Source organism: Faecalibacterium sp. OF04-11AC (assembly GCF_003460645.1).
Lineage (GTDB): Bacteria > Bacillota > Clostridia > Oscillospirales > Ruminococcaceae > Faecalibacterium > Faecalibacterium prausnitzii_I.
Map to the genome: position 1 here is coordinate 53,534 of NZ_QTVP01000005.1, position 20,317 is coordinate 73,850.

30 protein-coding genes and 2 pseudogenes are annotated in these 20,317 nt (G+C 58.8%); 2 read left to right on the top strand and 30 right to left on the bottom strand.

Annotation, left to right across the window (positions count from 1 at the left end; all coding sequences use genetic code 11):
* Position 1: 1 nt before the first annotated feature.
* The 30 genes and pseudogenes from rplO to DXA70_RS03970 form a co-directional block, all read right to left on the bottom strand.
* The gene (gene rplO, locus DXA70_RS03830; protein WP_055190698.1) at positions 2–442 is read right to left on the bottom strand and encodes a 50S ribosomal protein L15; all 441 of its coding nucleotides are present in this window, start codon (positions 440–442) and stop codon (positions 2–4) included.
* A 20-nt stretch (positions 443–462) separates the two neighbouring features.
* Positions 463–648: a 50S ribosomal protein L30 gene (gene rpmD, locus DXA70_RS03835; protein WP_112115463.1), complete on the bottom strand. Its 186-nt coding sequence runs from the start codon at positions 646–648 to the stop codon at positions 463–465.
* 14 nt (positions 649–662) lie between these two features.
* Positions 663–1,163, bottom strand: coding sequence for a 30S ribosomal protein S5 (rpsE, locus tag DXA70_RS03840; protein WP_112115464.1), 501 nt, complete (start codon positions 1,161–1,163; stop codon positions 663–665).
* 19 nt (positions 1,164–1,182) lie between these two features.
* The gene (gene rplR, locus DXA70_RS03845) at positions 1,183–1,542 is read right to left on the bottom strand and encodes a 50S ribosomal protein L18 (RefSeq protein ID WP_128117667.1); all 360 of its coding nucleotides are present in this window, start codon (positions 1,540–1,542) and stop codon (positions 1,183–1,185) included.
* Between the two features lie 18 nt (positions 1,543–1,560).
* On the bottom strand, positions 1,561–2,112 hold the full coding sequence (gene rplF / locus DXA70_RS03850) for a 50S ribosomal protein L6 (protein ID WP_128117668.1): 552 nt from the start codon (positions 2,110–2,112) through the stop codon (positions 1,561–1,563).
* Between the two features lie 17 nt (positions 2,113–2,129).
* Positions 2,130–2,528 carry a 30S ribosomal protein S8 gene (gene rpsH / locus DXA70_RS03855; protein WP_005934908.1) on the bottom strand — a complete coding sequence of 133 codons (399 nt, stop codon included), beginning with the start codon at positions 2,526–2,528 and terminating at the stop codon, positions 2,130–2,132.
* A gap of 109 nt (positions 2,529–2,637) precedes the next feature.
* Positions 2,638–2,823 carry a type Z 30S ribosomal protein S14 gene (locus DXA70_RS03860; protein ID WP_005921866.1) on the bottom strand — a complete coding sequence of 62 codons (186 nt, stop codon included), beginning with the start codon at positions 2,821–2,823 and terminating at the stop codon, positions 2,638–2,640.
* Between the two features lie 17 nt (positions 2,824–2,840).
* A pseudogene (rplE, locus tag DXA70_RS03865) lies at positions 2,841–3,385 on the bottom strand (50S ribosomal protein L5).
* Positions 3,386–3,402: 17 nt separating this feature from the next.
* Positions 3,403–3,717 (bottom strand): 50S ribosomal protein L24, encoded by a 315-nt coding sequence (gene rplX, locus DXA70_RS03870; RefSeq protein ID WP_005934911.1) that lies wholly within the window; start codon positions 3,715–3,717, stop codon positions 3,403–3,405.
* A 13-nt stretch (positions 3,718–3,730) separates the two neighbouring features.
* Positions 3,731–4,099, bottom strand: a complete 369-nt coding sequence (gene rplN / locus DXA70_RS03875; protein WP_005938014.1) for a 50S ribosomal protein L14 — start codon at positions 4,097–4,099, stop codon at positions 3,731–3,733.
* 43 nt (positions 4,100–4,142) lie between these two features.
* Positions 4,143–4,400 carry a 30S ribosomal protein S17 gene (gene rpsQ / locus DXA70_RS03880; protein ID WP_055190687.1) on the bottom strand — a complete coding sequence of 86 codons (258 nt, stop codon included), beginning with the start codon at positions 4,398–4,400 and terminating at the stop codon, positions 4,143–4,145.
* A 12-nt stretch (positions 4,401–4,412) separates the two neighbouring features.
* Positions 4,413–4,598, bottom strand: coding sequence for a 50S ribosomal protein L29 (rpmC, locus tag DXA70_RS03885; protein ID WP_005921879.1), 186 nt, complete (start codon positions 4,596–4,598; stop codon positions 4,413–4,415).
* Positions 4,588–5,028 carry a 50S ribosomal protein L16 gene (gene rplP / locus DXA70_RS03890; protein ID WP_005934913.1) on the bottom strand — a complete coding sequence of 147 codons (441 nt, stop codon included), beginning with the start codon at positions 5,026–5,028 and terminating at the stop codon, positions 4,588–4,590. The genes rpmC and rplP overlap by 11 nt, the downstream gene beginning before the upstream one ends.
* Complete coding sequence (gene rpsC, locus DXA70_RS03895; protein WP_005938023.1) at positions 5,028–5,732, bottom strand: 30S ribosomal protein S3; 705 nt, start codon at positions 5,730–5,732, stop codon at positions 5,028–5,030. The genes rplP and rpsC overlap by 1 nt, the downstream gene beginning before the upstream one ends.
* Positions 5,733–5,744: 12 nt before the next feature.
* On the bottom strand, positions 5,745–6,080 hold the full coding sequence (gene rplV / locus DXA70_RS03900; RefSeq protein WP_005921882.1) for a 50S ribosomal protein L22: 336 nt from the start codon (positions 6,078–6,080) through the stop codon (positions 5,745–5,747).
* A gap of 18 nt (positions 6,081–6,098) precedes the next feature.
* The gene (gene rpsS / locus DXA70_RS03905; RefSeq protein ID WP_005921883.1) at positions 6,099–6,365 is read right to left on the bottom strand and encodes a 30S ribosomal protein S19; all 267 of its coding nucleotides are present in this window, start codon (positions 6,363–6,365) and stop codon (positions 6,099–6,101) included.
* A gap of 17 nt (positions 6,366–6,382) precedes the next feature.
* The gene (gene rplB / locus DXA70_RS03910) at positions 6,383–7,213 is read right to left on the bottom strand and encodes a 50S ribosomal protein L2 (RefSeq protein ID WP_128117669.1); all 831 of its coding nucleotides are present in this window, start codon (positions 7,211–7,213) and stop codon (positions 6,383–6,385) included.
* 77 nt (positions 7,214–7,290) lie between these two features.
* A complete protein-coding gene (gene rplW / locus DXA70_RS03915; protein ID WP_005934919.1) occupies positions 7,291–7,587 on the bottom strand; it encodes a 50S ribosomal protein L23 in 297 nt (98 codons plus the stop codon).
* Positions 7,587–8,210 carry a 50S ribosomal protein L4 gene (rplD, locus tag DXA70_RS03920; RefSeq protein WP_005938033.1) on the bottom strand — a complete coding sequence of 208 codons (624 nt, stop codon included), beginning with the start codon at positions 8,208–8,210 and terminating at the stop codon, positions 7,587–7,589. Before rplD ends, rplW begins: the two co-directional genes overlap by 1 nt.
* Before the next feature lie 14 nt (positions 8,211–8,224).
* Positions 8,225–8,857, bottom strand: coding sequence for a 50S ribosomal protein L3 (rplC, locus tag DXA70_RS03925; protein ID WP_112115469.1), 633 nt, complete (start codon positions 8,855–8,857; stop codon positions 8,225–8,227).
* Positions 8,858–8,948: 91 nt separating this feature from the next.
* Positions 8,949–9,260: a 30S ribosomal protein S10 gene (gene rpsJ, locus DXA70_RS03930; protein ID WP_005934923.1), complete on the bottom strand. Its 312-nt coding sequence runs from the start codon at positions 9,258–9,260 to the stop codon at positions 8,949–8,951.
* A 656-nt stretch (positions 9,261–9,916) separates the two neighbouring features.
* Entirely contained in the window at positions 9,917–11,098 is a 1,182-nt protein-coding gene (locus DXA70_RS03935) for a hypothetical protein (protein WP_128117670.1), read from the bottom strand.
* A 3-nt stretch (positions 11,099–11,101) separates the two neighbouring features.
* Positions 11,102–11,584 (bottom strand): RNA polymerase sigma factor, encoded by a 483-nt coding sequence (locus tag DXA70_RS03940; protein ID WP_128117671.1) that lies wholly within the window; start codon positions 11,582–11,584, stop codon positions 11,102–11,104.
* A 105-nt stretch (positions 11,585–11,689) separates the two neighbouring features.
* On the bottom strand, positions 11,690–12,706 hold the full coding sequence (locus DXA70_RS14095; RefSeq protein ID WP_347553478.1) for an NFACT family protein: 1,017 nt from the start codon (positions 12,704–12,706) through the stop codon (positions 11,690–11,692).
* Positions 12,646–13,779, bottom strand: a pseudogene (locus tag DXA70_RS14100) (NFACT family protein); the annotation flags it as partial. The pseudogene DXA70_RS14100 and the gene DXA70_RS14095, both read right to left, overlap by 61 nt.
* Complete coding sequence (locus tag DXA70_RS03950; protein ID WP_128117672.1) at positions 13,667–14,443, bottom strand: Nif3-like dinuclear metal center hexameric protein; 777 nt, start codon at positions 14,441–14,443, stop codon at positions 13,667–13,669. The gene DXA70_RS03950 and the pseudogene DXA70_RS14100, both read right to left, overlap by 113 nt.
* Before the next feature lie 3 nt (positions 14,444–14,446).
* On the bottom strand, positions 14,447–15,103 hold the full coding sequence (locus tag DXA70_RS03955) for a class I SAM-dependent methyltransferase (RefSeq protein ID WP_128117673.1): 657 nt from the start codon (positions 15,101–15,103) through the stop codon (positions 14,447–14,449).
* Position 15,104: 1 nt separating this feature from the next.
* Entirely contained in the window at positions 15,105–15,362 is a 258-nt protein-coding gene (locus tag DXA70_RS03960; RefSeq protein ID WP_022256461.1) for a DUF1858 domain-containing protein, read from the bottom strand.
* A gap of 161 nt (positions 15,363–15,523) precedes the next feature.
* Positions 15,524–15,814 carry a zinc-ribbon domain containing protein gene (locus DXA70_RS03965; protein ID WP_055190671.1) on the bottom strand — a complete coding sequence of 97 codons (291 nt, stop codon included), beginning with the start codon at positions 15,812–15,814 and terminating at the stop codon, positions 15,524–15,526.
* A gap of 297 nt (positions 15,815–16,111) precedes the next feature.
* Positions 16,112–17,311, bottom strand: a complete 1,200-nt coding sequence (locus tag DXA70_RS03970; protein WP_112115475.1) for an acetate kinase — start codon at positions 17,309–17,311, stop codon at positions 16,112–16,114.
* 226 nt (positions 17,312–17,537) lie between these two features.
* Between DXA70_RS03970 and DXA70_RS03975 the strand changes: the two genes are divergently transcribed.
* Complete coding sequence (locus DXA70_RS03975) at positions 17,538–18,737, top strand: nucleotidyltransferase family protein (protein WP_128117674.1); 1,200 nt, start codon at positions 17,538–17,540, stop codon at positions 18,735–18,737.
* 129 nt (positions 18,738–18,866) lie between these two features.
* Positions 18,867–20,183 carry an NAD(P)-dependent oxidoreductase gene (locus DXA70_RS03980; RefSeq protein ID WP_128117675.1) on the top strand — a complete coding sequence of 439 codons (1,317 nt, stop codon included), beginning with the start codon at positions 18,867–18,869 and terminating at the stop codon, positions 20,181–20,183.
* The last annotated feature ends 134 nt before the right edge of the window (positions 20,184–20,317 follow it).

Consider the following 20,317-nt stretch of genomic DNA (forward strand, 5'->3'; position numbering starts at 1 on the left):
CTTACATCACCTCAGCCTTTCCGCCTGCCTTCTCGATTTTCTCTTTGGCAGAAGCGGAATAGGCTGCGGCTTTCACGGTCAGAGCCTTGGTCAGCTCGCCGTTGCCCAGGACCTTAACGCCGTCCAGGGTCTTCTTGACCAGACCCTTTGCCTTCAGAGCCTCGGTGTCAACGACAGCGCCAGCCTCGAAAGCTGCCTCCAGGTCCGCCACGTTAACAATGGCGTACTGGGTAGCAAAGATGTTGTTAAAGCCAACCTTCGGCAGGCGGCGTGCCAGAGGCATCTGGCCGCCCTCGAAACCAGCGTGCTTCACGCCGGAACGGGCCTTCTGGCCCTTGCTGCCGAAACCGGCAGTCTTGCCATTGCCGGAGCCAATGCCGCGGCCCTTACGGGTCACAGCCTTGTTTGCGCCGGGAATCGCGTGCAGTTCATGAAGTTTCATTATGCGTATACCCCCTGCTATTAGGCTTCGGTGACGCTGAGCAGGAAGCCGATCTTCTTGATCTTGCCCTGCGTAGCGGCATTGTCAGGCTGAACGGTAACGTCGCCCGGCTTCTTCAGGCCCAGGGCCTCAGCGGTAGCGATCTGCTTGTCGCCGCGGCCGATCAGGCTCTTCTTCAGCTCGATCTTGAGCATCTTATCTGCCATGGTTTGTTACCTCCTTAACCCAGAATTTCTTTCACGGTCTTGCCGCGCTTCTCAGCGACGGACTCCGCGCTGACCAGGCCGCACAGACCTGCGAAGGTAGCAGAAACAACGTTGATGGGGTTGTTGGAACGCATAGACTTCGCACGGATGTCCTTGATGCCAGCAGCCTCAATGACGGCACGCACCGGGCCGCCGGCGATCATGCCGGTACCGGGAGCAGCCGGCTTGAGCAGAACAGCGCCTGCGCCGTACTTGCCGACGATCTCGTGGGGGATGGTGGTGCCCTTCATGGCAACCTTGTGCATATTCTTCTTGGCAGCAGCCTCACCCTTGCGGATTGCCTCAGGCACTTCGCCGGACTTGCCGATGCCGTAGCCGATGTTGCCCTTGCCGTCGCCCACAACGACCAGAGCGGCAAACTTCATGATGCGGCCGCCCTTGACCGTCTTGGAAACGCGGTTGATGGAGACAACCTTGGTGATCATGCCGTCGTCTTCACGGTTTCTCATAGCCATAATGTGTTTCCTCCTCTCATTACAGCTTCAGGCCGCCCTCACGGGCGCCCTCAGCCAGGGCCTTAACACGGCCATGATAAACGTAACCGCCACGGTCGAACACGACCTCGGTGATGCCCTTTTCCAGAGCCTTTGCTGCGACCTTCTTACCGATCTCAGCAGCGGCCTCGACGTTGCCGCCGAAACCGTTGAAGTCCTTGTCCATAGTGGAAGCCGACACCAGAGTCACGCCCTGCTCATCATCGATGATCTGAGCGTAAATGTGCTTGGCGGAGCGGAAAACATCCAGGCGAGGACGTGCTGCGGTGCCGCTGATCTTGTTACGAACGCGGCGATGACGACGAAGACGAGCTTCGTTCTTGTCGATCTGCTTAACCATTGTCTTTCACTCCTTACCTTATTTCTTGCCCTTGCCGGCCTTGCCTTCTTTGTGCTTGACAACCTCGCCCTCATAGCGGATGCCCTTGCCCTTATAAGGCTCAGGCGGCTTCTTGGCGCGGATCTCGGCGGCATACTGGCCGACCTTCTGCTTGTCAATACCGGTAACAGTGAAGTGGTTGGGATCCTGCCACACGATGGTGCAATCCTCGGTATCGGGGATGTTCACCTGGTGGGAGAAGCCCAGGTTCATGACCAGGTTGGAGCCCTGCTTCTGGCAGCGCAGGCCAACGCCCACGATCTCCAGCTTCTTCTCATAGCCATTGACAACACCATTGACCATGTTGGCAATGTTGCTGCGGGTCAGGCCGTGCAGGCTGCGGGCCTGGGGTTCGTCATTGGGGCGGGTAACCAAAACCTCATTGCCCTCGACCTTGACGGTCATGAGGGGATGATAGTTGGAATTCAGGCTGCCCTTGGGGCCCTTGACGGTGACGGCATGTGCTGCCTCATCGACAGTGACCGTAACGCCGGCAGGAATGACGATGGGTTTTCTTCCAATTCTCGACATTGTCTTTTACCCCTTTCTTACCACACAAAGGCCAGGACCTCGCCGCCAACGTGCGCAGCACGAGCAGCCTTATCGGTCATGATGCCCTTAGAGGTGGAAATGATTGCGGTGCCCAGGCCCTTCATGACCTTCGGCATATCTTCGCAGTTGGTGTAGATGCGCAGGCCGGGCTTGGACACGCGGCGCAGACCAGCGATAACGGGCTCGCCGTTTGCCTGGTACTTCAGGGTGACAACGATGGTGCCCTGGACGGTGTCGTTCTTCACCTGCATGCCCTTGATGTAGCCCTCGTCAACCAGAATCTGGCAGATAGCCTTCTTCATGTTGGAAGCGGGGATCTCCACAGAAGGGTGTTTGGCAGTGCTAGCGTTGCGGATGCGAGTCAGCAGGTCCGCGATAGGATCAGTAATCTGCATTTGCCACTAACCTCCTTAGATTAGCTCTCATTTGTTTTATAATGATACCGCCCCGAAACATCGTTGCCCCGGGGCGGATATCCGACAGTTTATCCAGCCTCTGGTTTAATTACCAGGAAGCCTTCTTGACGCCCGGGATCTCGCCCTTGTAGGCCAGCTCACGGAAGCACACACGGCACACGCCGTACTTGCGCAGCACGGAGTGGGGGCGGCCGCAGATGCGGCAGCGGGTGTATGCGCGGGTAGAGAACTTAGCAGGACGAGACTGCTTCAGCTTCATAGACAGTTTAGCCATTGTACAAATCTCCTCCCTTAGTTGTTCTCTGCGAACGGAGCGCCCAGAGCCTTCAGCAGCTCCTTGCCCTCTTCGTCAGTCTTTGCAGTGGTGACAAAGCAAACATCCATGCCGCGGACTGCATCGACCTTATCGAAGTCGATCTCAGGGAAGATGATCTGCTCCTTGATGCCGCAGGCAAAGTTGCCACGGCCATCGAAGCCATTGCCGTTGATGCCGCGGAAGTCGCGGACACGGGGCAGAGCCACGTTGAAGAAGCGATCGACGAACTCATACATACGCTCACCGCGCAGGGTGACCTTGCAGCCGATGGGAGTGCCCTGGCGCAGCTTGAAGTTAGCAACGCTCTTCTTGGCACGGCAGACGACTGCCTTCTGGCCAGTGATCTGGCCCAGATCCTTCATGACAGCTTCCAGGATCTTCTCGTTGTCCTTGCTTCGCCGCAGGCAACGTTGATGACGACCTTGTCCAGCTTGGGGATCTGCATAACGCTCTTGTAACCGAACTTCTTGTTCAGAGCAGGAGCAATTTCATTGACATACTGTTCTTTCAAACGAGCCATTGTTCCTTACTCCTTTCTTACAGCTCAGCGCCGCACTTCTTGCAGACGCGGACCATCTTGCCGTCTTTCTCGACGTGGCCCACGCGCACAGCCTTGCCGCACTTGGGGCAGATGGGCATGACCTTGGATGCGTACATAGCACCCTCAGCCTTGACGATGCCGCCCTGCTCGCCCTGACGGCGGGGCTTGACGTGCTTGGTAACCATGTTCTGGCCCTCAACGATGACCTTGTTCTCAGAGGGGCTGACCTGCAGGACCTTACCAGTGTGGCCCTTGTCCTTGCCGCTGATGATCATAACGTTGTCGCCGGTTTTAACATGAAGATTATTCATTTTTAAAACCTCCTTACAGCGATTCCGGAGCCAGGCTCAGGATCTTGGTGTAGCCGGCATCGCGCAGCTCGCGAGCAACGGGTCCAAAGATACGGGTACCCTTGGGGCTCTTGTCGGCCATAACGATAACGGCGGCGTTCTCATCGAAACGGATGTAGGAACCGTCGTCGCGGCGGACGCCATGCTTGCTGCGCACGATGACAGCCTTGACGACGTCGCCCTTCTTAACGGAGCCGCCGGGGGCTGCTTTCTTGACAGAGCAGACCACGACGTCACCAATGTTTGCGTATCTCTTGCGGGTGCCGCCCAGCACGCGGAAGCACATCAGCTCCTTGGCACCGGTGTTGTCGGCAACTTTGAGATAAGTTTGCATCTGAACCATTTCAGATATCTCCTTTCAAACTGTTCAAAGCAGCGGGCAAAGATTACTTTGCCTTCTCAACGATACGGACCAGGCGCCAGCGCACATCCTTGCTCAGGGGGCGGCACTCCATGATCTCAACACGGTCACCGATGCCGCACTCGTTCTTCTCATCACGAGCCTTGAACTTGGCGGTACGCTTCAGGATCTTCTTGTACAGGGGGTGCTGCACGCTATCCTTAACGGCAACCACGATGGTCTTATCCATCTTGTCGGACACGACGACGCCGACGCGGGTCTTTCTCAGATTACGTTCTTCCATCGTTTAACCTCCTTACTGCTTCTCAGCCAGAACGGTCATCACGCGTGCGATGTCCTTCTTGACTGCTTCGATGCGGCCGGGGTTCTCCAGCTGGTTGATGGCATGCTGGAAACGCAGGTTAAACAGCTCGGCCTTCAGGTCTGCCAGCTTGCTGGTCAGCTCTGCGGTCTGCATTTCGCGGAGTTCATTAGCCTTCATTGGTGCCATCCTCCTTCACGGAGTCCTCACGGACTGCAAATTTGCACTTGATGGGCAGCTTGTGCATAGCCAGGCGCAGTGCCTCACGAGCAGTTGCCTCATCGACATCTGCCAGCTCGAACAGAACGCGGCCGGGCTTCACGACTGCAACCCAGTACTCGGGAGAGCCTTTACCGGAACCCATTCGGGTCTCAGCGGGCTTCTCAGTAACAGGCTTATCGGGGAAGATCTTGATCCACACCTTGCCGCCACGCTTGATGTAACGAGTCATGGCAACACGAGCAGCCTCGATCTGGGTGGAAGAGATCCATGCCGGCTCCAGAGCAACAAGGCCGTACTGGCCCTGGCACACCACGTTGCCGCGGGTAGCCTTGCCGGTCATGCGGCCGCGCTGGACGCGGCGGTACTTAACACGCTTAGGCAGTAACATTACTTGTTGCCTCCTTCCTTCTTCTGAGCGGTCTTAGCGCTCTTGAGGACCTCGCCCTTGTAGACCCACACCTTAACGCCGATGCGGCCGTAGGTGGTAGCAGCCTCTGCAAAGCCGTAGTCAATGTCAGCACGCAGGGTCTGCAGGGGGATGGTGCCCTCATGATAGCTCTCAGTACGAGCGATATCAGCGCCGCCCAGACGGCCGGAGCACATTGCCTTGATGCCCTTAGCGGGAACGGTTGCACGATCGCGGGGGCTCATAGCATTGCGCATGCACTGCTTCATAGCGCGGCGGAAAGTGACGCGGTTCTCCAGCTGACGAGCGATATCCTCAGCAACCAGCTGAGCGTTGGTAGCAGCGCTCTTGACCTCGATGACGTTGACGATCACGGTCTTGCCATACTCTTTGGTCAGCTTGTTCTGCAGAGCAACGCGCTCTTCGCCGCCCTTACCGATCACCATACCGGGCTTTGCGCAGTAGATGTTGACGGTCACGCGGGGAGCGGAAGTGGAAGGATCCACAGTGCGCTCGATCTCGATCTTGGGGACGCCAGCGTCCTTCAGCTGAGCTTTCAGCTCAGTGCGGATCTTGTGATCCTCGACGAGGTTATCGCTGAAATCCTTCTTGGAGGCAAACCAGCGGCTGTCCCAGTCTTTAATAACGCCGACACGAATGCCGTGCGGATTTACTTTCTGGCCCATTGTTTTCCCTCCTTACTCTTTCTCTTTCAGAACAACGGTCATGTGGCTGGTGCGCTTCAGGATGCGGTAGCCGCGGCCCTGTGCACGAGGCATCATGCGCTTCAGCGTCGGGCCGGGGCAGACGTAGCACTCGGCGACGTAGAGGTTGTTCTTGTCCATATTGAAGTTGTTTTCCGCATTTGCGGCTGCAGACTTCACCAGCTTCAGAAGGGGCTCACAAGCTGCCTTCGGGGTGTACTGCAGGATTGCCAGCGCTTCGTCCAGGGGCTTGTTACGGATCAGGTCCATAACGATAGACACCTTACGGGGACTAATGCGGGCATAACGAAGAATTGCCCGAGCTTCCATGTTGTGTTCCTCCCTCTATTACTTAGAATTACCGGTGTGGCCCTTAAAGGTACGGGTGGGAACGAACTCACCCAGCTTGTGGCCAACCATGTCCTCAGTCACATACACAGGCACATGCTTGCGGCCGTCGTGGACGGCAAAGGTGTGACCAACGAATTCGGGGAAGATCGTGGAGGCACGGCTCCAGGTCTTGATGACCTGCTTCTTGCCGGAAGCGTTCATCGCTTCAACGTGCTTCATAAGAGCAGCCTGGACGAAAGGTCCTTTTTTAATGCTTCTACCCATTGTCTTAAACTCCTCTCTTACTTACCTGCACGCTTCACGATCAGCTTATCGGAGCGCTTATGATGCTTGCGAGTCTTGAGACCCAGAGCGGGCTTGCCCCAGGGAGTCATAGGACCGGAGTGGCCAACAGGTGCGCGGCCCTCGCCACCGCCGTGGGGGTGGTCGCAGGGGTTCATAACGGTACCACGGCTGCCGGGACGGACACCCATGTGGCGCTTACGGCCAGCCTTGCCCAGGTTGACGTTCTCGTGGTCGATGTTGGAAACCTGGCCGACGACTGCGGTGCAGTTGACGGGCACGTTGCGCATCTCACCGGAGGGCAGACGAACCAGTGCGTAACCGTTCTCTTTAGCCATCAGCTGAGCCATGTTGCCAGCGGAACGAACCAGCTGAGCGCCGCGGCCGGGATACAGCTCGATGTTGTGGATGATGGTACCGACGGGGATGTTCTCAAAGGGCAGGCAGTTGCCGGGCTTGATGTCGGCAGTCTTGCTGCTCAGAACCACGTCGCCGACCTTCAGGCCATCGGGAGCAATGATGTAGCTCTTGACGCCATCGGTGTACTCGACCAGAGCGATGAATGCGCTGCGGTTCGGATCGTACTCCAGGGTCTTGACGGTAGCGGGCATATCGGTCTTCTGACGCTTGAAGTCGATGACACGATACTTGGTGCGGTTGCCGCCGCCCTGGTGGCGGACGGTGATGCGGCCGGTGTTATTGCGGCCGCTGTGCTTCTTCATGGGCTCCAGCAGGCTGCGCTCGGGAGCGACCTTAGACAGGACGCTGTAGTCCGTGACGGTCATGCCGCGGCGGCCCGGGGTAGTGGGGCCATACTTTTTGATAGCCATTGTGCTATTCTCCTTTGTTATCTTATGAATTATTATCGGGGTCATATCCCCATAGAGGAACCCTCGGCGGGTTCAGCTTAGACCATGCTGTTGAAGAACTCGATTTCCTTGGAGTCCTTGGTCAGGGTCACGATTGCCTTCTTGGAAGCGGCAGTGTAACCAGCATGCATGCCCTGGCGGCGGAAGCGGCCACGCACGGAAATGGTGTTGACCTTTGCGACCTTAGCGCCGGGGAACAGGGTCTCGACAGCCTGAGCGATCTCGACCTTGGTAGCGTCGGTAGCGACCTTGAAGGTGTACTTCTTGTCGGCGATGCCAGCCATGGAGTTCTCGGTAATGACCGGCTTCAGGATGATATCATGTGCGGTTTTCATTAGCCAAGCACCTCCTCGAGCTTCTTAGCTGCGTCAACGCTGATGATCAGCTTGTCGGCGTTCAGCACATCGTAGGTGTTCACGCTGCCAGCAAAGGTGGTCTTCACACCGGCAATGTTGCCAGCGCTCTTGACGAACTTTGCATCGACAGTCTCATTGACCAGCAGGTTCTTCTTGCCGGCGCCAACAGCGTTCAGCATTGCAACCACGGTCTTGGTCTTGTACTCGTCGCAAGCAAACTTATCAACAACCACCATGTTGCCGTTGGCAGCCTTGTCGGACAGGACGCTCAGCAGAGCCAGGCGCTTGACCTTGTTGTTGATGTGGTAGTTGTAGCTGCGGGGCTTGGGGCCCAGAGCAACGCCGCCGTGAGTCCACTGCGGTGCACGGATGGAACCCTGACGAGCGTGGCCGGTGCCCTTCTGACGCCAGGGCTTCTTGCCGCCGCCGGAAACTTCCATGCGGATCTTGGTATTCTGGGTGCCCTGACGCTGGTTGGCCAGGAAGTTCACCACAGCAATGTGGACAGCCTTCTCGTTCGGGGTGATACCGAACACGGCGTCGGAAAGCTCGATCTCGCTAACATGCTGACCGTTCATATCGACTACATTAAACTTTGCCATTGTAGCTTTCCTCCTTACGCCTTCACGCTGTTAGCCAGGGTGACGATGGTGCCCTTGGTACCGGGGACCGCACCCTTGACAGCGATCAGATTGTTCTCGGTGTCAACCTTGACAACAGTCAGGTTCTGCACGGTGACGCGCACAAAGCCCATGTGGCCGGGCAGGCGCTTGCCGGGGAACACGCGAGCAGGGGTAGAAGTGGAACCGTTAGAACCTGCATGACGAGCAACAGGACCGGTGCCGTGGCTCTCACGCAGACGGTGCTGACCGTAGCGCTTGATAACGCCCTGGTAGCCTTTGCCCTTGGAGACGCCCACAACATCAACCTTGTCGCCTGCCGCGAAGACATCAGCCTTCAGCACGTCGCCAACGTTCATTGCGGAGACATCCTCCAGACGGAACTCACGCAGGGTCTTCTTGGGGGCAACATTTGCCTTCTTGAAGTGGCCTGCAGCTGCCTTGTTGACCTTCTTGGCGGAAACCTCGCCGAAGCCCAGCTGAACAGCCTGGTAGCCATCGCTCTCGACGGTCTTCTTCTGCACGACAGTGCAGGGACCAGCCTCGATGACGGTCACGGGAACGACCTTGCCGTTCTCGTCGAACAGCTGAGTCATACCGACTTTCTTGCCGATAATGCCTTTAACCATTTTCTTTTCCTCCTGTAAAGGTTATTGGTTGGCGGCGCACGTCACCGCCAACATGACCCCTCGGGAAACGAGGGCATCGATGGATCAGATTTTACAGTTTGATCTCGATGTCCACGCCAGCGGGGAGCTGGAGGCTCATCAGAGCCTCAACCGTCTTGTTGGACGGCTTCAGAATGTCGATCAGACGCTTATGAGTGCGGCTCTCGAACTGCTCGCGGCTATCCTTGTACTTGTGGGTAGCGCGCAGAACGGTGACGATCTCACGGTCGGTGGGCAGGGGGATGGGGCCGGACACGCGGGCACCAGTGTGCTTTGCGGTCTCCACGATCTTCTCTGCTGCGGCATCGATCAGCTGAGCATCATAGCTCTGCAGACGGATTCTGATTTTCTCTTTGACTGCCATTGCTTACGCCTCCTGAAAAAATTGATTTTGCCCTAGGCGAGCCGATAAATTGCTCTACACAGTTCCGGGTGTTCCTCGACTTGGCACTAGAAAAACCGGTGAACCGCTTGGCAGTTCTCCCGGAAACATCTATAGCAAATCAAATCCGAACATTGGTTCCGCCGTTTCGCAGGAGAGTAACTTTCCTGCCGGGGAACGTATTCCATCGCTGTCAGTAATTTTTTCGCCCGGTTCTAAGATCGGACATACTCCGCGGAAATAACCCATCACGACTATTGCCGGATGACAACCTCCCGCATCTACGCATATCGCTGGCCTGCACGACTTGTATCGCACAAGCCCTTTGCAGCCGAGAGATATTTTATCACATCTGCGTGCAATTGGCAAGTGTTTTTTCAAAAAAACACGAATTTTCTTTTTTATTTTCTCCGCACGATGTTTGGACACATTTTCTGTGCAGAATGCACAATCCCCGCCGCTCTTTTTCAGTGGAAAACCCGTTCAGCCTTTAGGATGGCTCTGTCCGGCCTGTTTTATACTTTTCTATATAAAAAAGCCGTCCTCCGCTGAGGGCAGCGGGGAACAGCTTTCCGTGCACTCCCCTGTAAGGGCCGTGCATTCCTATGATCTGGGAGGATCGTTCAAAGGCAGATGCCTTACAGGGTCAATTCTACGCCCGTCCGGTAAAGGGTGTCCGGGTCTTTCTCTTCTTTCACAGCATCCGTTACTTTGATCTGTGCCACGTTGACCGCCACAGCCGCTGCTGCGGCTTCCTGTGCTGCGGTGCACCGCACGATGGCGCAGCAGTTCAGGCGCAGCTTCGCCACGATCTCTTCCGGCGTCAGCGTCTTGTCCAGCGTGACCACCGCGCAGTTGGCGCAGGTAACACCTGCGGGGTCCAGCTCCAGCAGCTCCGGCTTGATGTTCAGCAGGGGCTTGTTCCGTACCACATGGCCGGTCAGCAGCTGCAGGTCTTCATACTCTACATCCGGGATGGCGTAAAACACGTCTTCCAGCGCAGCCGACAGGCTCACATCCCCGCTGGCGTGCAGGTATTCCACCTGCCCCAGCACCTCAGCGGCATCATCGGAGATGTTCACATCCCCCATGACGTAGATTTTGGAGCCATAGCGGCGGAACGTTTTGGGGGTCAGCTCAAAATCATCGTCCACCACAGCCGTTCCCTCCGGCAGAACGATGAGTTCCGTGTTTTCCGTAAAGAGCGGGGCCAGCGTCTCAGTAAACTGCTCCAGCAGGATGGCTTTGGGGGCCGCAAAGCGGACGCCCTTGGCAGCCAGGGCGGCCACGTCCAGTTTGGGGTCTACCGCCACGAACTGCTTTTCCGTCCAGTAGAGCCGTGCCTGTGCCCGGAGCAGGAAGCTGCGGTCCAGCTTGACCGTGCCTTTCAGCACCACCGCCTCATCCGGGTAGACCGCCAGTTTGCCGTTGATGGTGCACTTCTCGGTCACAAGGCCCGCCAGTCCGGCCGGGCAAAGGACTTTCCCGTTGACGATGATCTTCCCGTAAGCCCGCAGGGTGTCCCCCGCGTCGGCTGCAATGTTCGCCTTTCCGTTGACGATCAGGACGCTTTTTCCCTCCGGCTTGTGGGAAGCGGTCAGCTCTGTCTTGCCATTGACCATATTCACCTTGGCATCGTCGTCATAGCACTGGACGCTGGTCGCATCCAGCTCCACCGGATACTTTGCCAGCAGCGCTTCCGTCCTGGGGCTGGTCATGGCCAGTGCGGCATGTATTTGAATATGCTCGTAGCTTGCCAGCGTTTCCTCCGAAACATGGCGCAGGTCGATCACAACGGCTTTCACATTCAGTTTCTTCATCGTTCATTCCTCCAGCAGTTTTTGTTTGAGCAGATGGCGTACTTTCCCCAATCGGGTGCGGACGGTTCCAGGCGGGAGTTCAAATTTTCGGCCCAGCTCGCTGGCGTTGTATCCCTCTTCGTACCGCAGGGTAAACAGCATCCTGTCCAGCGGGTCGAGTGTTCCCAGCAGGGAATCCAGGTCCACGGTCCCCAGCGCGGCCTCCGCCGTCTCGTCCGGCGTTTCGGCATCGTCGGGGTCCAGCAGTGCCAGCAGGCTTTCTTCTTTCACGGCCCGGCGCACCTGGTCACAGTAGAGGTTGCGGGCCGCGGCAAACAGCCAGGCCTTGCACTGCCCGGGGGCAAAACTCTCCATGAGTGCCTGATTCTGCAGTGCCCGCAGGAACACTTCCTGCGTTAAATCTTCCGCCCTGCCGTCGTCCCGGCAGAGTTTGTAGCAGAAATGCTCCAGCTTGTCCCAGAACTCCTCGTAAAGCAGCTCCCACATGGGCCTCTCCCCTCCTTTCTGCCTGGTAGACGAATGAGAAGCGCAAAGTGTTTGCAAAATTTGAAAAAAGCTGTGCAGACTCCAACGCTGCACAGCTTTTTCAAATCATTTTTTCTGTTTGAGTTGCTCGGCCAAGTCTTCCCGCGGGGTGACATACACGGTGGTATACACCTCATACAGCACCATGCCGGGCTTGGCGCCGTTGGCTTTCCAGATATTCTTCACCTCGGTGGTGTCCACAGCCACTTTTGCGCCCGTGCCCGCCTTGAACGCGCTGGAATAAAGCACGGCCAGCTCTGCCGCCTCCTGCTTGGTGGAGTCCGGGATGTCCTCGCCCCGGCTCATGACCACCACATGACTGCCGGGCGCTTTCTGCACATGGAACCACAGGTCCTTGCCCCGGGCGGTGTGGAGGGTGAGCTTATCGTTCTGGGCGTTGTTGCGGCCCACCAGAATTTCAAAGCCGTCGCTGGAGGTAAAGCGGAGGAAGTCCGCAGGCTTCTGGCGCTTATCCCGCTGCTTGTAGTATTTCAGGTAGCCCTGGCTCTTGAGCTCGGCACGAATCTCATTCAGTGCCGCCTCACCGGAGGCCGTCTCCACCTCGTAGAGGACGGTTTCCAGATAGGCGATCTCTTTTTCGCCCTCCGCCAGCAGGTCCACCAGCATCCGGGCCGCCGTCTGCTTCTTTTTATAATTCTTGAAGAAGTTCTGGGCGTTCTGGCTGGGGCTGAACCGCAGGTCCAGCGGGATGGTAACTTCCTTGCCCTCATCGTACCAGTTGGGCACAGTGATGTTCTTCATCCCCTTTTGGGCCAGATACAAGTTGGCGGAGAGCAGCTCGCCGTACAGGCGGAGCTTTTCACTCTTGCCGCTGGCGGCCAGCTCTTCCTGCCGGGCCGCCTGCTTGCGGACCGCGCGCTCGTACATGTTGTGCACGGCCTTGTGCAGCTCCTTGCTCTTGGTGCGGAGCCGTTCGGCACGGTCCTTCTCGGCGTAGTAGCCTCCAACATGGCGTTGAACGAGGGCCATTCTTTGATCGCGTACCCCTCGCCGTACTGCCGGGGCCGGAAGAACGTGTACTCCACCGGCTTGCCGTCCGGGGCGGTGACGCTGCAGGGACATCCGCCTTTTTCATGGAGCTCTTTCAGCTCGTCAATAGCGGCCATCAGCCGGAGCTTCTGGGGTTCCGTCAGCTCGTTGGCGGGCAGGTGCTCGCCGTCAAAGGCGCGCCAGGCCGCCTCCCGGCAGACCACCGGGCCCACACCCGCCACGGTCTTGTTCAGGGCGTCTGCTACCGGCAGATCCCGCTGGCAAGCCGCCGCCACGATGGAAGCCGAGCTCACCGAGAGGAAATCCGGGCGGGCAGGTTTCGGGGGCGTGGTATAAGGCAGGCCCGGCAGCAGTTGCCGGACATCGCTGTCCTCAAAATCCACCCGCTTGAGGGCGTCGATGATTTTGCCATTCTGCACCAGCACCAGGTTGGAGTAGCGGCCCATCAGCTCCGCACAGAGGATATTCCGCACCAGGTCTCCCATCTCATTGGTGCACTGGAATTCAAAGTAGACGATGCGGTCGCCCGGCTCCATCCGGACGTCCAGCAGCTTGCCGCCCGTCAGGTGCTTGCGCATCAGCATACAGAACGAGGGGGGCGTCTCGGGGTTCTCGAAGCTCTCCTCGGTCAGGCAGACCCGGGCCGAGCCGCTCCGGGCCGACAGCAACAGGCTGTACGTCTCGGTGCGGGTGCGCAGGGTCAGGACCAGCTCATCGCGGGTCGGTTCAAATATTTTTGCGATCTTGGCCTCGGTCAGGGCAGCTTTCAGCTCCCGGGCTGTCAGGGCCAGTGTCGCGGCATCCAAAGCCATAGTGGTACCTCGCTCAACCTCTCCGTCATCTTCGCTTCGCTCGATGACGCCTCTCCTGACAGGAGAGGCTTTGGCAGTCCGATCCGTTTCCCAGCGAAAACGAAATCTCTTTGCCAAGGGCTCCCCTGATAGGAAAGACTCCCCGCCGGGGCGAGGTGGCACGCAAGTGCCGAAAGGGGAGCAGCTGGCGAGCGGTAGCGAGACTGAGAGGTTTTCTTTATTATAAATAAGTAAACGGGTCGCGGTTGGCTGTGCTGACCAGCACTTCCACAGCCGGGAACGCGGCGCGGAGCTTTTGGGCCACCGCTGCCGCCACCGGGAACTCGGTGGCATAGTGGCTGGTGGCCACGATGGACAGCCCCAGCCGCTTGGCGTCCAGCGCGTCGTGGTGGTCGGCCTCGCCGGTCAGCAGGCAGTCGGCCTCCATGGCCAACGCCTCTTCAAACAGGCCGCCGCCAGCCCCGCTGATGACAGCCAGCCGCCGCACGGGCTTGCCCGTGTCCGCATATTTGACCGGCACTTCCGGGCCGTCCAGCGGCGTGTTGCACCGGGCACCCAGCTCCACCTGTGCTTTGCGGGCCAGCTCCGGGACAGTGATGGGTTCCACCTCGCCCACCCGGCCGCAGCCGCCGGCGAAAGGCTCCCAGTTTTTCATTCCAAAGATGCCTGCCAGCACTTCATTGACACCGCCCTCGGCGGCATCCAGGTTGGTGTGCATACAGATGGCGGAGATGCCTTTCTGCACCAGCTGGAACGGCAGGTCGGCCGGGCTCAGTTTTTTCAGCGGGTGGAAGATGACCGGGTGGTGGGTGACGATGAGCTGGCAGCCGTTCTGTTCGGCCTCCGCCAGCGTTTCGGCCGTGACATCCAGTGCCACCAGCACCCGGGAGACCTCCCCGCCGCAGTCCACCAGCAGGCCGGGGTTATCCCAGCTTTCGGCCAGCTCCAGCGGAGCCATCCGCTGCATCTCTTCATAGATCTTCTGGACGGTTGCCATTCCTCAATCCTCCCGTAAAATTTGGTCGATCTCCTCCGCCAGCGGGGTGCCGTCGGGCACGCCCAGCCGGAAGCGGGGAAGCTTGGCTTTCTGCCAGGCCGCATAACCGGCCCCCTCCGGCCACTCCCCTGTTCCGCCAAACAGGCATTCCGTAAACGTGGGGGTACGTGTCTCGCCCGTATACTCGGCGGCCATCACGGCATACCAGCGGCCTGCCGCCTGCACGGGGCGGTCGGCCACCAGGGCAAAGCCATGCTCCCACAGCCAGCGGCGCAGCTCACTGTGGCGGGTGGCCGGTACCATGACCAGGCGCGGCCCGCCCGGCTGGGACACCCAGGGCGCTTTTTCGATGATCTCCCAGGTGGTCTGGGCCGAGACGCCTGCCAGCACGATGGTGCCCACTTCCCCTGCCGACAACACAGAAAGACCGTCGCCGAGCCTCAGCTCAGCGCGGTCTTCACAATGGGCATGTTCCAGCGTCTGCTTTGCCTTTGCCAGCGGGCCGGGGCGCAGGTCGGCCCCGATCACCTTGGGGTACTTCCCCGAGGCAGCCAGCACGGCGGTCAGTTTGCCGTGGTCACAGCCAATGTCGGCCACAGGCTCTCCCTCCCGCACCAGCGCGGCAGCGGCGGTCAGGCGCTCATCCAGTGTGGGCAGCAACTCAGGCCTTCTTGGAAGCCAGATGTGCATTCAGCTTCTCCAGCAGCTCGTCGCAGTCCACGCCGTGGACCTCGCAGGCCTCCTCGATGCTCTCGCCGCGGGAAGCAGGGCAGCCCAGGCAGTGCATACCGATCTCCATAAAGTAAGGAGCGGTGGTCTGGTCCATATCCAGGATATCGCCGATGATGGTTTCACGGGTCACCTGCTTGGGAGCGGCGGTGTTCTCGTCTTTCTTGAGCATATTGAAAATATCAAACATGATTGAAATTCCTTTCTGTTTATGGGGTGCCGCGCCCGAACCCGGGCGCTCTTTTTATAATATACCCTAAAGTAATGTGATATTGCAAGAGGCAATGCAAAAAAGCCCCTCCGGCCATACAGCAGGAGGGGCTTACAAGCTTCAGATTAAAAAATCAGCGCTTAGTTCTGCTTCATGCGAGCGAAGCAGTCAGAGCAGTAGACCGGACGGTCCTCACGGGGCTGGAAAGGAACCTTGCAAGCCTTGCCGCAAGCTGCGCAGACAGCGTCGAACATCTGGCGCTCACCGCCGTTGTTGCCGCCACGGACGCCATTCTTACGGGCGTCACGGCAGGGCTTGCAGCGCTGGGGCTGGTTCTCAAAGCCGCGAGATGCGTAGAACTCCTGCTCACCAGCAGTCCAAACAAACTCCTTGCCGCAGTCTTTGCAAACTAAAGTCTTGTCTTCGAACATAGTAGTATCTCCTCTTTGTTTAGTTCTTGCCCACGGAAGGATTGTAACCATACCTTTGGTTTTTCGGGACCATCGCGCTGATCGTAAGCTTACCAGGGGCTTGAATGAGTAAAATGCCCTCTAGCTGAGGACTCTCCTATTGTACCGTTCTTTTTTTTGTTTGTCAACCAAAAAACAAACCTCCGCCCTCTTTTTTGTGCAATCGGCACAATAAGACAGACTTTGCCCCGCCAAAAACACCAAAAGGGCTGTGCCCTCCGCGAGGACACAGCCCTTTGTACCGCGAATGCGGCAAAATTACTTCTCGATGACTTCCTTGGTGTCGCGGGCGATCATCAGCTCCTCGTCGGTAGCAATGACCAGGGTGCGGACCTTGGCGCCCCAGGCAGTGATGTCGCAGACATCGCCAACGGGATGCTTGTTCTTGTCGGTATCGATGCGAATGCCCAGCCAATCCATGTGGTGGCAGACCTTCGCACGGGCAATGGCGTCATGCTCGCCGATACCACCGGTGAAGACGATGGCATCCACGCCGCCCATGGCTGCGATGTAGCCGCCGACCAGCTTCTTGATCTGGTAGTTCAGCATATCGGAAGCCAGCTGCGCGCGCTTGTTGCCGGCAGCAGCTGCCTCTTCGATATCACGCTTGTCGCTGGAAACACCGGAGACGCCCAGCAGACCGGACTTCTTGTTCAGGATCTCGTCCAGCTGGTGGCCAGTGATGTTCAGGTTGTACTTCAGGTAGTTGACCACAGAGGGGTCGATATCGCCGCAGCGGGTACCCATCATCAGGCCAGCCAGCGGGGTCATGCCCATGGAGGTATCAATGACCTTGCCCTGGTCAACCGCGGCAATGGAAGAACCATTGCCCAGGTGGCAGGTGATGAGCTTCAGGCGCTCAATGGGCTCCTCCAGATACTCGGCAGCCTTATAAGCAACGTACTTGTGGCTGGTGCCGTGGAAGCCATAGCGGCGGACGCCGTACTTCTCATAGTACTCGTAGGGGATGGCGTACATATAGGCTTTCGGGGGCATGGTGCTGTGGAAAGCGGTGTCGAAGACAGCGACCATGGGGATGTCCGGGCCAAAGACCTTGCGGGCAGCCTCAATGCCCAGGATGCCTGCGGGGTTGTGCAGGGGGGCCAGGGGGCTCAGCTCACGGATGGTCTTGATGACCTCGTCGGTGATCAGGCAGCTCTCCTTGAACTTCTCACCGCCGTGGACAACACGGTGGCCGATGGCGTTGATCTCGCTCACATCGTCGATGCACTTGCCCTCGCCGGTGGTCATCTTCTTCACGACCTCAGCAAAAGCCTCGGTGTGGGTGGGGAAGATCGCCGGGGTGGTAGCCTTTTTGCCGTTGGCCTCGTGGGTGATCATGCTGCTCTCCATGCCAATGCGCTCGCACAGGCCCTTGCAGAGCACTTTCTCGCCGTCCATATCGATGAGCTGATACTTCAGGGAAGAAGAACCGCAGTTAATAACCAGAACTTTCATCTTCTGTAGCCTCCAATATTTTTTCGTCTGCCCGCACAAGAGGGCAGAATTTTACAGATTCCTGAAATTATTATATAATAGGTTCAGCCGCTTTTCAATCCGCAACCGTGGCAAGCGTTCCCCCAAGTACGCAGCCTTTTTTGTACATCCTGCCCAGAATCCTGGCAGGGCAGGCCATTTTCTCTGTCAGTCTGACAGATTTTTCACAATGTTTCGAGGTCTTCACATGAAGTTTGCTGGTATCATTGCCGAATATGACCCATTCCACAACGGCCACGCCTGGCAGCTGGCCCAGGCCAGGGCGCTGGGCGCGCGGCAGGTGGCCGTGGCCATGAGCTGCAGCCTGACCCAGCGGGGCGCTGTCCCCCTCCTGCCCGAGGCCGTCCGGGTGCAGGCCGCCCTGCGCTGCGGGGCTGATTTTATCTTTGCCCTGCCTGCCCCCTGCGCCTGCGCCGGGGCGGAGGCCTTTGCCCGGGCGGGTGTTCGGCTTCTGGCCGCTGCCGGGTGCGACGCCCTTGTTTTTGGGGCCGAGACTCCGGACACCGCGCTCCTGATGGACGCCGCCCGGGTGCTTGCCAGTGAGGAATACCGCGCCGCCCTCAAGGCGCAGCTGGCCGCCGGGGCCCGGAGCTTTGCCGCCGCCCGGCAGGCCGCTGTGGAAACCCTCCGTCCCGGCTCCGCGCTTGCCGCTTTGCTGGACCAGCCCAACAACAATCTGGCCGTGGAATACTGCAAGGCAATTCTGGAGCTGGATGTCCCGCTCACGCCCATCCCCCTGCCCCGGCAGGGTGCCAACCACGGCGAAGCCCTCAACGGCAACGTGCAGTTTGCCAGCGCCAGTGCCCTGCGGGCGCTCTGGACTCAGCAGGGCGTGGAAGCCCTGCGGCCCTACGTCCCGGAAGCGGTCTTCCCGCTGTATCAGGAAGCTGCCGCCGCGGGCAGTTCCACGGATTTTTCCGCCGCCGGGCGGTGCGAGCTGGCCCTGCTCCGCGCCCGCTGCACCGGTGAGACGCCATTCGCCAATGTCCGGGGTGTTTCCGAGGGGTTGGAACATCGGCTGGAAAAAGCCGTCCGGGCCAGCTCCACACTGGACGAGCTGCTGAACACCCTGACCACGATCCGCTACCCCCGCGCCCGGATGCGGCGGCTGGCCATGGACGCCGCCCTTGGTTACACCGAAGAAGCATTCCCCGCCCTGCCGCCCTATCTCCATCTGCTGGGGGCCCGCCGGGAGCTGCTGGGCCAGCTGAAACAGGCCGCCCTCCCCGCCTCCCACTCCCTGATGCGCTTACAGGAGGAAAATGCCGCCTGCGCCCGGATGGTACAGGCCCAGCTCACCGCCAGCGATTTTGCGGCGTTCTGCCGTGCAAAACCGCGGCCCATGGGCGGCGCACTTCGTCAAAAAATTATCTTTTTGACGATATAGCAAAATTTATTCGTAATTTTTCGGCAATTATGCTATTGTATCTTTCTTCGTATCCGGTGTATCATAAAGGAGCAAGATTCTTGGATACAACAAAGTGTATCCTGCCACCCACGGAAGAGGAGGAACTTCATGGCGCTTCACGTTCTGGACGAAGCCAACCGCTGCCTCGGCTGCAAAAAGCCGATGTGTCAGCAGGGCTGCCCCATCCACACCAATATCCCCGAGGTGATCCGGCTGCTGAAAAACAACCAGCTGGACGACGCCGGCCGGATGCTGTTTGAAAACAACCCCCTGACCACCGTCTGCAGCCTGGTCTGCAACCACGAGAACCAGTGCGAGGGCCACTGCATCCGCAACCGGATGCCCAGCCACGACCCCGTGCACTTTTCCATCATCGAGGATTATATCTCCACCACCTATGCCAACAAGATGACGGCCGGCCCCACCCCCCGGAACGGGATGAAAGCCGCCATCATCGGCGCGGGCCCGGCGGGCCTGACCATTGCGGTGCTGCTGGCACGCTGGGGCTATGACATCACCATTTTTGATGCCCGGGATAAGATCGGCGGCGTCATGCGGTACGGCATCCCCAATTACCGCCTGCCGGACAGCGTGCTGGACGATTTTGCATACCGCCACCTGGAGCTGAAAGACATCAAGGTGCGCACCAACACCGCCATCGGCCGCACCATCACCATCGACGACCTCTTCCGCGACGGCTACAAGAGCGTCTTCATCGGTGCCGGCCTGTGGAAAGCCAACGCCATGCACATCAAAGGCGAGACGCTGGGCAACGTGGCCTTTGGCATCGACTACCTGGCCAACTCCAAGGCGTTCCGCCTGGGGGACGACATTGCCGTCATCGGCGTGGGCAATTCCGCCATGGACTGCGCCCGCACCGCCATCCGCAACGGTGCCCGCCACGTTACCTGCTACGCCCGCCGGGACGAGGACTGCATCAGCGCCTCCGAGCACGAAGTGCGGTACGCCAGGCTCGAGGGCGTGGGCTTCCGCTTCTGCAAGGCTCCGGTGGAGATCCGGGAAAACGGCATCATCTGCCGCGACACCGTCAAGGGCGAGGACGGCAAGTTCACCCAGGTGGAGGGCAGCGAGATGTTCTATCCCCACACCGGCGTCATCGTCTCGGTGAGCCAGGGTGCGGAGAACGAGCTGGTGCAGAGCACCACCGGCATCCAGACCAACCAGCGCGGCCTGCTCACCGTCAATGAGGATGGCAGCACTACCCGCGAGGGCGTGTTTGCCGGCGGCGACGCCGTGATGGGTGCCCGCACCGTCGTCGAGGCCGTGGCCATCGCCAAAAAGGTGGCCGAGTCCATGGACAGCTATATGAAGTCCCTGCCCAAAGATCCCGCCCCGGACCCCTATGCGGACATCCCGGTTTTCAGCACTCCCACCTCGGACGTGCTGACCAAGCAGGGCGTCTGAACCCGATAAAATTTCACGAGTCTGCCGTGGAGTTCCGTGGCAGGCTCTTTTTGTAAACTTTCTGCGTCTTTGCCATTCTTAGCCGCTTTTTTGTTGACCCGGCCACGCCGCCTTTAGTATACTATTTATAAATC